We start from the raw sequence: 13,740 nt of genomic DNA, 5'->3' as shown, positions 1-13,740 counted from the left end.
AAACCTCGCGTGTGATGGTGATCATGACTATGGTATTCATGGATAACCCGCTTTCGGCAAGGACGGTGACGAGATGACAGACGACGACTCCGAGGTGCAGGACTTCCGCAAGGCAGTCGCAGGAGCATTGGAGGGTCTGTGGCCCTCCGCGGTGAACGCGGAGCAGCCTGACGTCGTCAAGCTGGCCGAGGTCGCCGCCCAGCAGGGCTGGTATCAGCTCGGAGAGGCCGCCGCGGCCGACTACCTGGTGGCTGCCGTCCGTGAACTGGGTCGTCGTGCGTGCCCGCTTCCCTTGGCCGACGCCTATGTCGCCGCGATGTTGCTGCCGGAGCATGCCGCGGCCATCGGCGACGGCGAACTGCGCCCAGTCGTCATCGATGGTGCCGGCGCCGACTCGGTGGTCGACGACGCCGGCACCGCCACCCACGGGGTCCTGGTCGACCAGACGGCGGGCACCGTCTCCCTGCACCCGCTCACCAGCGCGGTGGAGCTCACCGGGCTTGCCGCGCCGACGCTGCGGAAGATCACACTCGGCGACGCCGTCCACTCCCGTGCGCTCGCCGGCGAGGATGCGGAGCGGATGGTCGCCGTCCTTCGGCTCGCTACCGCTGCTCGCGCGATCGCAGCTGCCGGCCGGGCGCACGAGCTGGCCGTCCAGCACGCGCTGACGCGTCACCAGTTCGGCAAGGCGATCGGTGCCTTCGGTGCGGTCCAGCAGCGGGTCGCCTCCTGCCAGATCGAGGTCTCGGCGAGTGAGGCGCTGATCGACGAGGCGGTCGGTGCGATGACCGTCGATCGCCCTGACGCCGGGATCGCCGCCGCCTTGGCCGCCCGTCACGCGCGCACCGCTGCGCAGCGGATCATGGCCGGTGCACAGCACACCCTCGGTGCGGTCGGATTCTTCGACGAGCACGAGGCTGCCTGGCTCTTCCGCAGGGTGCACACCGACCTGTCCCACCTCGGCTCCGGCGCGCTCGACGACCGCCGCCGAGACGGCGTCGCCGACCGGCTGCTGGCCGGTGAGAGCCTCCCGGACTTCCACCTCGGGGAGCGGGCCGAGACCTTCCGTGGTGAGGTGCGTGCGCTGTTGGCACGGTTCCGCCGCCCCGATCCGGATCCTGCGGCCGGCGTCCTCGGCGAGTACGACGTGGAGGCGCTGCGCGACGAGATGGCCCGGCAGTCGCTCTTCGCCCTCAACTGGCCGGCCGAGCACGGCGGCAAGGAGGTCTCGATCGAGGAGCAGGTCGTGCTCCACGAGGAGATGAAGTACGCGGGCGGACCCGTCGATCGGGCGATGAGCGCGACCATGCTGATCGGCCATTCGCTGCTGCGCCACGGAACGCCGGCGCAGAAGAGCCAGTTCCTGCCGCTCCTGCATGCCGGCCGGATGGCCTTCTGCCTCGGCTACTCAGAGCCCGAGGCCGGCTCGGACCTCGCGTCACTGCGCACCCGTGCGGTGCGAGATGGAGACGACTGGGTGATCGACGGCCAGAAGCTGTGGACCACCAGGGGCAACACCGCGAGCCACGTCTGGCTGGCGGTGCGGACCGATCCCGACGCCCAGCCGCGGCACGCAGGCATCACGATCTTCCTGGTCCCGATGGACACTCCCGGGATCACCGTGCAGAACCACACGGCGCTCTCGGGTGAGATCTCCTGCACTGTGTTCTACGACGGCGTCCGGGTGCCCGACTCGTGCCGAGTCGGCGAGCTTCATGGCGGATGGCGGGTGATCACCGACGCTCTGACGGCCGAACGGGTGGTGATGGGCGGCGTTGCTGCCACGTTGCGTCGCCACTTCGACGAGGCGGTCGGTGAGCTGCGTGCGCGGGTCGCCGAAGGTGGGGCGGTCGATGCGCTCGACCGTGACCGGATCGCTTGGGGAGCAGCCCGGCTGCAGGCCGCCCGCGCACTGGTCCTGCGCGCCACCAGGATCATGGGCGGCAGCGCCTCGGGCGTCGAGGCCCGCATCGCCGGGCCGATGGCCGCCGTCCTCAGCGGTGATCTCGCGGAGGAGCTCGGGCGGATCTGCCTGGACGTGCTCGGTCCCTCCGCAGCACTGGCCGGGCGCTACGAGGCAGCCATCCGCCTTGCCCCGATGTATGTGATCGGTGGCGGCACCAACGACATCCAGCGCGGCATCATCGCGCGTGGCCTCGGGCTGCCGCGCGAATGAGTGGCGTGAGCCGCGGCAGCGACCCGGGGACGCGCGCCTGGGAGTGCGTGGTCGCGGGCAACGTCCTGCACACCTTCGCAACAGCGGTCGATGCGCAGGACCTGAGGGCCACGCTGGCCTGCTTCCGGCCGGACGCCATCCTGGAGACGCCCAGCGCCGTCCATCGGGGCCATCAGGAGATCGCCGCGTTCTTCACCGAGGCGTGGCGGCGAGACCCGTCGGACAAGCGGCACTTCGTGACCGCACCGCGGGTCACCTGGATCGAGCCGGGCCTGGTTCGGCTGGAGACCTACTTCTGCTTCACCGGGCGGCTGCCTGATCAGTCGATCCTCGGGTGGGGCGAGTACGACGACCTGGTCGACGTGTCGGGGGACGAGCCGCGCTTCGTGCGCATCCACCTGCAGAACCACCTGCGAACTGATCTGGCCGCCGGCTGGGTCGCCGACGAGTGAAGGAGCAGTGATGTTGGGGCCCAAGCGGATCCTGATCACCGGAGCAGCCCAGGGCATGGGGCGAGAGATCGCCCTGGAGGCCACCAGACAGGGGGCGTCCCACGTCGGCCTCACCGACGTGAACGGCGACGGCGCCGAGGAGACGGCTGCGCTGGTCCGTGAGCTGGGGGGCGAGGCGCTCGCCGTCGTCGCCGACCTGCGGTCGGGCGAGGCGATCCGGAAGATGGTCGACGAGGTCGCTGCGTGGGCCGGTGGGCTCGACGTGCTGGTGAACAACGCCGGCGTCTTGGACCACGTCTTCACCGACCCGGACCGGGTCGGGGTCGACACTCTCGACGAAGACGCCTGGGACGCCGTCAACGACATCAACCTCAAGGCCGTCTGGCTGGCGACGAAGCATGCCGCGCCCCACCTGCGGGCCTCCGACCGGGGACCGAGCATCGTCAATGCGGCCTCGGTCTCGGGCATGAACGGGTCCGCTATGACGGCGTACGCAGTCACCAAGGCGGCCGTCATCCAGCTCACGCGGACCACGGCGATCAACCTGGCTCCGCACGTGCGCGCCAACTGCTACTCGCCGGGCGCGATCAAGACGCCGATGGGCAACTCGCACCTGGCGAGCGCCACCGACCGGTTGGAGCGGGCGCGATCGATGTACGGCACCCATCTGATCCCGCGGCGGGGCACGGTCGAGGAGATCGCCCAGGTGGTGTGCTTCCTGGCCAGCGATGCGGCGTCGTTCCTCACCGGGATCAATGTGCCCGTCGACGGCGGCACGACGGCGTGGCGAGGGGTCCAGGACGTAGAGCTCGACGTGGATCCGGCAGAGCTCGACCAGTTGGGCTGAGCTGCACCCATCCCCGAACGCAGAGGAGGGGCCGGCAACCGCCGGCCCCTCCTCTCATGCGTCGGGTGGTGTCACTGCGGATCGGGGAACCGGGGCTTGCGCTTCTCGAGGAAGGACGTCGCCCCTTCCACCATGTCCTCGCTTCCGACGGCCTGCACGAGCATGCCCAGCCCGCCCATGAAGTTGTCGCGCGCCTGGTTCCACCAGATGTTGGAGGAGACCTTCGCGATCTCCAGGTAGCGCGGGCTGAGGGCGCTGAGCTCCTCGACGATGCCGTCGACGGTGGCCTCGAGCTCGTCGTCGGGAACGACCTGGTTGACCAGACCGAGCTCCAGTGCCTGGGCCGCGGTGTAGCGACGGCACAGGAACGCCATCTCCTTGGCCCGCTTCTCGCCGATCTGGACGCCGAGCACGTTCGTGGCACCCGTCACCGGCGCACTCCCCACCCGCGGCCCGGTCTGCCCGAAAGTGGCGGACGACGCGGCGACAGCGAGGTCGCAGGCCACCACCAGCTCGTTCCCGCCGCCCGCTGCGGCACCGTTGACGGCCGCGATCACCGGTCGGGGATGGGTGCGCACCGCGTCGAAGAGGTGCAGGGACATGCGGTACAGCTCGCGCATCTGCGGAAGCGTCGGCGTGCCGAGCAGATCCAGTGCCCCGCCGGCGCAGAACCCTCCGGCGGCGCCGGTGATGACGACGGCACGCGCGTCGGTGCTCTGCTCGAGGGCCTCGACCGCGGCCTGCGCCATCTGCGGATCGAAGGCGTTGCGACGCTCCGGAGCGTCGAACGTGATCCAGACGGCTTCGTTGCGTTCCTTGACGTGGATCTGGCCCATCAGTGGGTTCCTGCCTCTCGGTTGGGGTTCTGCTCGGCAACGACCGGGCCTCCACTCTCCTCCCGGAGAGTCAGGGTGATCTTGCCGGTCGCTCGTCTGTCCTCGAGATCGCGCAACGCGTCGGCTGCTTGCTCGAGCGGATAGGCGGCGCCGTCGACGGGACGGATGTGCCCCGCGGCGTGCCAGTGGGACACCTCGCTCCACTGGTGGCGTGGATAGGCGGGCTCGTCCTCGATGAGGCTTCCCCAGGCGACCCCGCGCACGTCGACGTTCTTGAGCAGCAGCCGGTTGGCCGCGACCGTCGCGATGCCGTCTGCGAAGCCGAGGACCAGGAGCCTGCCCTCCTTGCCGAGGGCGCGGACCGAGTCGAGGAACCGTCCGCCACCGACGGTGTCGGCAAGGACGTCCACGCCACCAGGCACGAGGGCGCGGACGTCGGCCAGCCAGTCGTCGACGAGGACCGTCTCGTGCGCGCCGGCAGCGCGGGCCAGTGCGGCCTTCTCCTCGGTCGAGACGACGCCGATGACGCGGGCACCGAGGGCCCGACCGGCTTGGAGGAGAGCCGTGCCCAGGCCCCCGGCGGCACCGTGGACCAGCAGGGTCTCGCCTTGGCGCAGGCCGCCTCGCCGGGTAAGCGCCAGGTGGGCGGTGAGGTAGTTCATCGGCATTCCCGCGCCACTGCGGAAGCTGATGGCGTCGGGCAGCGGGAAGGTGAGCTCGGGACGCACTGCCACGCGGTCCGTCCACCCGCCGACGCGGATGAAGGCGGCCACCCGGTCGCCGGGGCGGAAACCACTGCCCGCGGGTGCGGATGCGACGACTCCCGCGACCTCGACGCCCGGAACGAAGGGGAGGGGAGGCTTGCGCTGGTAGCGTCCGTGGCTCATCAAGAGGTCAGGGAAGCTGACCCCGGCCGCGTACACGTCGACCAACACCGCAGCCTCCGCATCCTCGGGCCGCAGGCGGGGCACCTCGACCATCCGGAGTCCTGCGGGCCCGTCCAGACTGGCGACCTGGACGGCGCGCGCGGATGCCGGCGCCGACCGGCTCACCGGGCGGCTCCGGCCGACGCCTCTCGGTCCCAGATGTCTTGTGCGGTCACGGCCTCGTCACGCAGCACGTTGCGCCGGATCTTCTCCGACGGCGTCATCGGGAGGTCGTCGCGGAAGCGGACGAAGCGCGGGATCGCGAAGGCCGGAACCCTGCCGACGCAGTGCTCCCACACGTCGTCCGCGGCGAGGGCGCCGTCGCGCACGATCACGGTCATCACCTCGTCCTCACCGGCCTCGGAGCCGGCGGGGACGCCGATCACCGCGCACTCCGCGATCGCGGGGTGGGAGAGAAGCGCCTGCTCGACCTCGTAGGAGCTGATGTTCTCGCCGCGGCGGCGGATCGCGTCCTTGATCCGGTCGACGAAGTAGTACCAGCCGTCCGCGTCGCGACGGACGGCGTCGCCGGTGTGGAACCACATGTTGCGCCACACCTCGGTCGTCTTCTCCGGCATGTTGTAGTAGCCGAGGCTGCTGATCCACGGATGCCTAGGGCGCACGCAGAACTCGCCGACCTCGCCGACCGGGACCTCCATGTCGGTCTCCGGGTCCACGATCGCGACGTCGTACCACCTGCCGGCGTTGAGCCCGGCTGCCCCCGCCGGCCGCTCCTCCCCGTAGGGGCTGAGGATCGGCGTGGTGGTCTCGGTCGTCCCGTAGACCTCGACGAACGCCTCGATGTCGAAGCGCTTCTTGAAGTCGTCGAGGATGGACGACGCGGTGGGAGCGGCGAAGACGCAGCGCAGCGGGTTGTCGGCGTCGTCGGGGCGCGCAGGCTGCTTCCACACGAAGTCCATCATCACGCCCAAGAAGTTGGTGACCGTGACGTCGTGCTCGCGCAGCTGGTCCACCCAGCGACTGGCGCTGAAGCGCGAGCGGATCACGGCACGCCCGCCGGCGATGAGCGCCGGGTAGAGCGCCATGTACTGCGCGTTGCCGTGGAAGAGCGGAGTCACCGACAGCCAGGTGTCGTCCTCGGTGAACCGGGTCAGGCAACGGGTCAGCTCGGAGAAGAAGTTCATCTGAGCGTTCGGCATAGCGACGCCCTTGGACAGTCCCGTGGTGCCGGAGGTGAAGAAGACGGCCGTCAGGTCGCGGGCGTCGGGCTCCGGACCGTCGTACGGCGCGGACTCGCGGAGGCTGTCCCAGTGCTCGGCACGCCACCCCGCGGCTCGGAGTCGCTCCACGGCGCCGGCGGCGTCGCCGGTGTTGTCGATGACCCAGAACCCCTCGACGTCGTCGAGCTGATCACGCAGCGCGATGAAACGGTCGGCCAGGTCGTCGTCGACGACGACCCATCGGGCGTCCACGAGCTGCACCTGGTGACGCAGGAACTCGCCCTCGTAGGCGGTGTTGACGCCGGCCTCCACAAGGTCGCCGACGGCGGTTGCGAACCAGGTCAGCACGAAGCGGCTGGAGTTCTTGGCCATGATGATGACCCGGTCGCCGCGCTCGGCCCCGGCGGCGTGGAGCCCGCCGGCCACGCGCTCACAGGTGGCGAGGAGCTCGCCGTAGGTGATCTCGAGGTCCTCCTCGGGAGCGATCAGGAAGGTTCGCTCGCCGCGCTCGGTCGCTTGACGGCGCAGCACCTGTGCACCGGTCCACCGCGTCCAGTCCGGATCCGTGGGCTCGAGATCGTCGTAGGTCCGGGTCATCGGCGGATGGCTCCCCTCGGTCGCGGTCGTTTGCTCCAGACCCTAGCCAAGATCTCTGAATATGAATAGTATGTATTTAGCCCTGCTCATGACCTTCTGGAGGACTCCATGGCGCTGACGTTCGGTCTGGCCCTGCAAAACGACTTCCCGCCCCACATCTCCCCATCCGCGCGGATCGGCGAGCTGCGGGAGCAGGCACGGGCGGCACGGGTGAGCGGCATCAGTTCGGCATGGATGCTGAACCACTACCTCGGCAACATGCAGACCCTGCAGCCGCTCGTCGGACTGGCCGCGATCGCCGAGCACACCGGTGACATGCGGATCGGCACCAACATGTTCATCCTCCCGCTGCGGCACCCGGTGGCGGTGGCCGAGGAGTTCGCCACCCTGGACCAGGTCAGCAACGGCCATGCCGTAGCCGGCCTCGGCATGGGCTACCGCAGCAACGAGTACGACGCGTTCGGGGTCTCGATGGACGATCGGGTCAAGCGCTACGAGGAGAGTGTGGAGATCCTCCGCCGCCTCTGGAGCAACGAGACCGTCGACTTCGAGGGCGAGCACTTCACCATCAAGGGCGAGTCCATCGGCATCCCTCCCGTGCAGGCCGGGGGCCCGCCGATCTGGGTGGGGGCCGGTGTCCACAAGACGGGAGCGCGGCGGGCGGCCGCGCTCGGGGATGCCTGGATCGTCCCGCCGCACGCCGAGCCGGAGAAGCTCCGCACGATCCTCGCCTTCTACGCCGAGGAGCGCGAGCGGCTCGGGCGCGGCCCAGCCCAGGAGGTCGTCGTCCGCCGCGAGATGGTGCTGGACGACGATCCCGAGAAGGCGCTGGAGGTGGGGCTGCACTTCCGCGGCGAGAACACCCGCAAGTACGCCGAGTTCGAGGCCCCCGACAAGACCGACAGCTACCGTCACCTCAAGGGCGACGCTGGGTTGAAGTCGGTGGCCGACAAGTCCTATCTCTTCACCGACCCCGCCACCGCCATCGCTCAACTCAAGGAGCTGGAGGAGATCGGCATCACCCACGTGATCTTGCGGATGCAGTGGTACGACCTGCCCCAGGACCGGATGCTCGCGACCTTGGAGAAGTTCAAGAACGAGGTGCTCCCCGCCTTTGCCTGATCGGGTCGGGTCCCGACGGGCCCGACCCCCGAGCGATTGTGGGGATCGAGCCCGTCGAGATCGGAAGCGGCCGACGGGCTCGATCACTCCACAGGCTCGACCAACGGGTCTCTGCCGCTGGTCACGCCCCGTGGGCGGGCCAGCCGCGCTTCAGGTCGGTGGCCAGGTGCGGGGTGATGGTCTTGTGGTGGAAGCGGGCCCGGCCGTCGGCCACCTCGATGAGGTCGCGGTACTGGCCCCAGCCGAGCCCGGAGTCGGGCTCGCGTGCGGTGAAGACGAAGTAGGACGCCACCTCGACCAGGCCGGGCCCCTGTGATCGGGTGCGTACGTTCATGATGAAGTGACGCTTCTCCGACGCGCCCGGTCCGAGCCGGTCGCGGTAGAAGCCGGCGATCGCGGCGGTCCCGGCGAAGTCGCCTGCGGGCACGGAGAGCACGCCGTCCTCGGTGAAGAGCGCCGCCACTGCCTCGGGTGTCGGGTCGTCGAGGGTCTCCGCGTAGGCGTGCAGCAGGTTCCGGGCGAGCTCTGCCTCCTCCAGTCGGGCCACGCGGTGCATCAGGTCGTCGAGGTTGCTCATGCGGTTGCCTTCCTTCGTTCCCACGGGGCAGTGTCCTGGAGCTCTGCCACGGGCCAGGATCCGGTGACTGCTGCCCGGCAGCGCATCAGCGCGGCCGGCATGCCGGCTCCCACGACCGCCTTCACGTGGCCGCCATCCACGAAGGCGAGCAGGAACGCGCCGCTCTCCAAGGAGCCGGTGAGCAGCACGCGCTCGTCGGAGGCCCGGGGCAGGCCCAGGCACTGCACCTTGACGTCGTACTGGTCGCTCCACATGTAGGGGATCTCCGCGTGGGCTCGGGGCTCGCCGGTGCCTAGTGCGGCAAGAACGTTGGCGGCCACGGTCGCAGCCAGGTCTCCGGCCGCGGTCCAATGCTCGATCCGCACGGTGCCGTCGCCGCGGGGATCTGGGACGGCGGCGACGTCGCCGACCGCCCAGACGTCGGGCGCGGAGGTGGCGCCACGGTCGTTGACGACCACGCCGGCGTCCAGCTGGAGGCCCGATGACTCCAGCCAGTCGATCACGGGTGAGGCACCGACGGCGACTACCACCAGGTCGGTGCGCAGTCGGGTGCCGTCGTCGAGGCGGACCTCGCGCACGCGCCCGTCGTCGGTGGACAGCTCCTCGACGGTGCGGCCGAGGTGGAGGCCGACGCCGTGGGACCGGTGCAGAGTCGCGATGAAGGCGCCGACCTCGTCGCCGGCGACGCGGTACAGGGGCTGGGGGAGGGTGTCGACCAGGTCGACCGCGGTGCCCCTGCCTCGAAGGGTCGCGGCGATCTCGCTGCCGAGCACGCCGGCCCCGATCACCGTCGCGTGCCGGGCGCGGGCAGCGGACGCGCGCAGGTCAAGACAGTCGTCGAAGGTGCGCAGCACGTGGACGCCTTCGACTCCCTGCCATTGCGGGAAGGCTCGTGCTGCCAACCCGGTGGCGATCACCAGATGGTCGTAGGCCAGTTCGCTGCCGTCGTCCAGTGTCACCAGGTGTGCTTCGGGGTCGAGGCGGGTCGCGGTGACCCCGGCCCTGAGGTCGAGGTCGAGTTCGGCGAGCCGATCGCTGCCCCGGAGGGCAGGAAGATCGGGCGTCTCCTTGGCGGCGAGAAGCGACTTGGAGAGGGGCGGTCGGTCGTACGGCGGGTGCGACTCGGTGCCGACCAGCGTGAGGACGCCGTCGTAACCCCCTCGGCGCAGGCGTTCGGCGGTGCGGAGGCCGGCAAGGCCGGCTCCGACGATGACGACATGTGTTGACATGCTCTGCTCCTGGGATGTGGCTGGCATCACTCGCGACAATACGTTATGTTTCATTATCAGCAATAGTCCTCGCAGAGTCATCTCAGCACCCGTGTGGCGACATTGTTCGCCGGAGGGAGACCCCCTATGTCCCAGCCCGTCTCACTGCCCGATGCCATGGCCGAGCGGCCTCAGCTCTTCGTGGGGGGCCGGTGGCAGGACTCCCGCGGAGGGGAGGTCGCCGACGTGCGCAACCCGGCGACCGGAGCGCGGGTCGGGTCCGCTGCCCTCGCCTCGGCCGACGACGTCGACGCGGCTGTCGCGGCTGCCCGCACCTCCTTCGACTCCGGAATCTGGTCCCGGGCCACGCCTGAGGAGCGGGCGGAGGTCATGCACAAGGCCGCGGACTACCTGGAGAAGCGCGCACCCGAGTTGGCGGTGAGCATCACCTCCGAGCTCGGGTGCCCCCTGTGGTTCAGCGAGATGGCCCACGTCCCGAACCCCATCCGGCACACCCGGTACTACGCAGACATGGCCCGCGAGTTCGCCTACGACGAGCGGCGCACGGACGGCACCAACACCAGCCTGGTCACCCAGGAGCCGGTCGGTGTCGTCGGGGCGATCACCCCGTGGAACGGGCCCCTGAGCACTCCGTCGCTCAAGATCACCCCGGCCCTCGCGGCGGGATGCTCGGTGGTGCTGAAGCCACCGCCGGAGACCCCGTTGACGGTGCAGGCCTTCGCGGACGCGTTCCTTGAGGCGGGCCTGCCGGAGGGCGTGCTCAGCATCCTTCCCGGTGACCGCGAGGCCGGCGCCCACCTGGTCGCGCACCCGGAGGTCGACAAGGTCGCCTTCACCGGAAGCAGCGCGGCCGGCAAGGCGATCATGGCCTCGGCCGCTCAGCGGATCGCCCGGGTCACCCTGGAGCTGGGGGGCAAGTCGGCGGCGATCATGCTGGAGGATGCCGACGTCGAGACCGTGATCCCGGCCCTGCTCCCGATGGCGATGATGGTCAACGGACAGGCGTGCATCGCGCAGACCCGGATCCTGGTTCCCCGGCATCGCGAGTCCGAGTTCGTCGAGGCGCTGGCCGCAGCTCTTGCCGCGCAGAAGGTCGGCGACCCGATGCTTCCCGACACCAGGATCGGCCCGATGGTCAGCCGGCGTCAGCGCGACCGCGTTGCCGGCTACATCACCCTGGGCCGCGAGGAGGGCGCGAAGGTGGTCACCGGCGGTGAGACCTTGCCGTTGCCGTCGGAGCTGGAGGCAGGCTGGTTCGTGCCCCCCACGCTGCTGGCCGGGGTCGACAACCGGATGCGGGTCGCCCAGGAGGAGATCTTCGGTCCGGTCGTGGTGGTGATTCCCTACGACGACGTCGAGGACGCCGTTCGGATCGCCAACGACTCCGTCTACGGGCTCTCCGGATCCGTCTGGGGCACTGACGTCGACCATGCCGTCGCCGTCGCCCGCCGGATCCGCACGGGCATGGTCAGCATCAACGGTCGGCCGCAGGCCTACGGCTCGCCCTTCGGCGGCTACAAGCAGTCCGGGATCGGGCGCGAGATGGGTCCCGAGGGATTCAAGGCGTTCCTCGAGACCAAGTCGATCGCGATTCCGTCGTGAGCGGCGAGTCAGCGGCCGCCCCGCGAGGTCGCCTCGAGGGCAAGGTCGCCGTCGTCACCGGCGGTGCCAGTGGCATCGGGGCCGGCACGGTCCGGCTCTTCCATGCCGAGGGTGCCCGGGTAGTGATCGCCGACCTGCAGGAGGAGGCGGGCGCCGCGCTCGCTGCTGAGCTCGGTGCTGGTGCGATCTTCCGGCGCACCGACGTCAGCGAGGAGGAGGCGGTCGCCTCGCTGGTGGACGCAGCGGTCGCCGAGTTCGGCCGCCTCGACGTCATGTTCAACAACGCCGGCATCATCGGCGCGGTCGGGCCCATCGACCGGACCCGCACCGAGGACGCCGACCTCACCATCGCCGTCAACCTGCGCGGGGTGCTGCTGGGCATGAAGCACGCAGCACGGGTGATGAAGCCCCAGGGCTCGGGCGTGATCATCTCGACCTCCAGCCCCGCCGGCGTGATGGGCGGCGTCGGCGCCCATGTCTACAGCGCCGTGAAGGCAGGCATCATCGGGCTCTCGAACTCGGTCGCCGCTGAGCTGCGTCAGTTCGGGATCCGCGCCAACGTCATCGTCCCCGGTGCTGTCGTCTCCCAGATGACGGCCGATCTGGTGGCGGGGGGCGCGAACGATCTGTCCGGAGCCGAGGAGGCTCTGGACCGCTCTCGCTACATGGGCCGTCCGCTCGTGCCCGCTGACGTCGCCGCGGGCGTGCTCTATCTCGCCAGCGACGATGCGGCCTTCGTGACCGGTGTGGTCCTTCCCGTCGACGCCGGGATGACCGGCGCCGGTGGCCCTTCGCCGATGGCCGACGAGAAGTACGCCGACCAGGCCGGACGCCGCGAGGCCGGCCGGCGAGTCGGTGACGAGGGATGAGCCGCGCGGCCGTCGAGGCGCCGTGGCCCGTCTCCCCGCACACCCGTCGTCGCGTCGTCGACGACCCGCAATCCGGAGGAATCTGAGTGCTTTCCCGCGAGTCCGTCGATGTCCTGCTCAATCCGCGATCGTTCGCGCTGATCGGGGCAAGCGACAAGTCCACCTTCTCCACGCTCCTGCACGGCAACCTCGTGGCAGCGGGGTGGGAGGAGTCCACCTTCCTGGTCAACCCTCGTCGCAGTGAGGTGCACGGCCGGGCGACCTATCCCACCTGCGAGGCGATCGGCCGGCCGATCGACCTGGTGCACGTGATGGTCCCCGCGGCAGCGGCGCCGGATGCGCTCCGCGACGCAGCTGCAGCGGGGGCCAAGGCGGCCATCGTCCTCAGCTCCGGGTGGTCGGAGGTCGGACCAGAGGGCCTGCAGCGGCAACAGGATCTGGTGGCGCTCGCCGATGAGCTCGGCATCGCGCTGCTCGGACCCAATGTGCTGGGCGTCGTCAATGTCGGCGCCGGCATCCCGGCGATGGCTCTCTCCGATCCGCCGACCGAGCCCGGACCGGTTGCTCTGATCTCGCAGAGCGGTGCCAGTTGTGGAGCGATGAAGGAGTTCGCCGCGATGGCGGGCGTCGGACTCTCCCATGTGTGCACCGTCGGCAACGAGGCGATGGTGACCGTCGGTCACCTCGTGGACGTCCTCGTCGACGACGATTCCGTCGGTGCTGTCGCGATCTTCATGGAGAGCGTCAAGGAGCCGGAGGTATTCGCGGCGGCGGCTCGCCGCGCCGCCGCGGCGGGCAAGGCCGTGGTGGTGCTGAAGGCCGGGCGGAGCGAGTTGGCCGCCCGCTCCGCGGCATCGCACACCGGAGCGCTGGTGGGAGACGACCGTGTGATCGATGCGATGTTCACCGACCTGGGGGTGATCAGGGTCGACACCATCGAGGAGATGCTGGTGACCGCAGGGATCGCGGCACACACCGGTCCCCTCAAGCGGCCTGGCATCGGTGTCGTCTCGATCTCCGGTGGCGCATGCGACATCGTTGCCGATCTCGCCGACGCCGGCAGCGCGGAGCTTCCCGAGCTCTCTGGGGCGACTACGGCGGCGCTGGCGGAGCGGATGCCTGACTTCGGCCATGCGCACAACCCACTCGACATCACCGGTGCGGCCATCATCGATCCGACGTTGTGGACCGCGTCGGTCCGAGCGGTCGGCACCGACCCATCCGTCGGCTCCGTTCTGGTGATCAACAGCCTGCCCTGGCGTGAGGACGGCAAGCCCTTCTACGGGCAGAAGTACGTCGATGCGATCGGTGCCGGCGCCGCAGAGG

The 13,740-nt window shown here is 69.9% G+C and carries 12 protein-coding genes; 7 read left to right on the top strand and 5 right to left on the bottom strand.

Annotated elements, in window-relative coordinates:
• Positions 1-73: 73 nt before the first annotated feature.
• Genes ABD151_RS12080 through ABD151_RS12070 form a run of 3 tightly spaced genes read left to right on the top strand, consistent with a single transcriptional unit; the run spans position 74 to position 3,475 of the window.
• A complete protein-coding gene (locus ABD151_RS12080; protein ID WP_343994652.1) occupies positions 74-2,176 on the top strand; it encodes an acyl-CoA dehydrogenase family protein in 2,103 nt (700 codons plus the stop codon).
• 5 nt (positions 2,177-2,181) lie between these two features.
• Positions 2,182-2,628, top strand: coding sequence for a nuclear transport factor 2 family protein (locus ABD151_RS12075; RefSeq protein WP_343994650.1), 447 nt, complete (start codon positions 2,182-2,184; stop codon positions 2,626-2,628).
• 10 nt (positions 2,629-2,638) lie between these two features.
• Positions 2,639-3,475, top strand: coding sequence for an SDR family NAD(P)-dependent oxidoreductase (locus ABD151_RS12070; protein WP_343994647.1), 837 nt, complete (start codon positions 2,639-2,641; stop codon positions 3,473-3,475).
• Positions 3,476-3,546: 71 nt separating this feature from the next.
• Here the strand turns inward: ABD151_RS12070 and ABD151_RS12065 are convergent, their stop codons facing one another.
• From ABD151_RS12065 to ABD151_RS12055, 3 genes are all read right to left on the bottom strand, one after another.
• The gene (locus ABD151_RS12065) at positions 3,547-4,311 is read right to left on the bottom strand and encodes an enoyl-CoA hydratase/isomerase family protein (protein ID WP_343994645.1); all 765 of its coding nucleotides are present in this window, start codon (positions 4,309-4,311) and stop codon (positions 3,547-3,549) included.
• Entirely contained in the window at positions 4,311-5,291 is a 981-nt protein-coding gene (locus ABD151_RS12060; RefSeq protein ID WP_343994643.1) for an NADPH:quinone oxidoreductase family protein, read from the bottom strand. The genes ABD151_RS12065 and ABD151_RS12060 overlap by 1 nt, the downstream gene beginning before the upstream one ends.
• 68 nt (positions 5,292-5,359) lie before the next feature.
• Complete coding sequence (locus tag ABD151_RS12055; protein WP_343994641.1) at positions 5,360-7,015, bottom strand: AMP-binding protein; 1,656 nt, start codon at positions 7,013-7,015, stop codon at positions 5,360-5,362.
• Positions 7,016-7,123: 108 nt separating this feature from the next.
• On the opposite strand from ABD151_RS12055, the gene ABD151_RS12050 reads away from it, so the two are divergent.
• Positions 7,124-8,137 carry an LLM class flavin-dependent oxidoreductase gene (locus ABD151_RS12050; protein ID WP_343994638.1) on the top strand — a complete coding sequence of 338 codons (1,014 nt, stop codon included), beginning with the start codon at positions 7,124-7,126 and terminating at the stop codon, positions 8,135-8,137.
• Between the two features lie 121 nt (positions 8,138-8,258).
• Here ABD151_RS12050 and ABD151_RS12045 read toward each other — a convergent pair whose 3' ends face one another.
• Both ABD151_RS12045 and ABD151_RS12040 read right to left on the bottom strand, forming a co-directional pair.
• On the bottom strand, positions 8,259-8,714 hold the full coding sequence (locus ABD151_RS12045) for a nuclear transport factor 2 family protein (RefSeq protein ID WP_343994636.1): 456 nt from the start codon (positions 8,712-8,714) through the stop codon (positions 8,259-8,261).
• On the bottom strand, positions 8,711-9,943 hold the full coding sequence (locus ABD151_RS12040) for an NAD(P)/FAD-dependent oxidoreductase (protein WP_343994634.1): 1,233 nt from the start codon (positions 9,941-9,943) through the stop codon (positions 8,711-8,713). The genes ABD151_RS12045 and ABD151_RS12040 overlap by 4 nt, the downstream gene beginning before the upstream one ends.
• Positions 9,944-10,069: 126 nt before the next feature.
• Here ABD151_RS12040 and ABD151_RS12035 point away from each other — a divergent pair, with 126 nt between their 5' ends.
• The 3 genes from ABD151_RS12035 to ABD151_RS12025 all read left to right on the top strand — a co-directional run.
• Positions 10,070-11,545 (top strand): aldehyde dehydrogenase, encoded by a 1,476-nt coding sequence (locus tag ABD151_RS12035; RefSeq protein WP_343994632.1) that lies wholly within the window; start codon positions 10,070-10,072, stop codon positions 11,543-11,545.
• Positions 11,542-12,414, top strand: coding sequence for an SDR family oxidoreductase (locus tag ABD151_RS12030; RefSeq protein ID WP_343994630.1), 873 nt, complete (start codon positions 11,542-11,544; stop codon positions 12,412-12,414). Before ABD151_RS12035 ends, ABD151_RS12030 begins: the two co-directional genes overlap by 4 nt.
• Before the next feature lie 86 nt (positions 12,415-12,500).
• A partial coding sequence (locus ABD151_RS12025; RefSeq protein ID WP_343994628.1) for a CoA-binding protein occupies positions 12,501-13,740 on the top strand: 1,240 nt, incomplete at its 3' end.

Source organism: Nocardioides dubius (assembly GCF_039528155.1).
Taxonomy (GTDB): Bacteria; Actinomycetota; Actinomycetes; order Propionibacteriales; family Nocardioidaceae; genus Nocardioides; species Nocardioides dubius.
The sequence above is the reverse complement of the archived record's forward strand: the minus strand, read 5'-3'. Positions and strand labels throughout refer to the sequence as shown.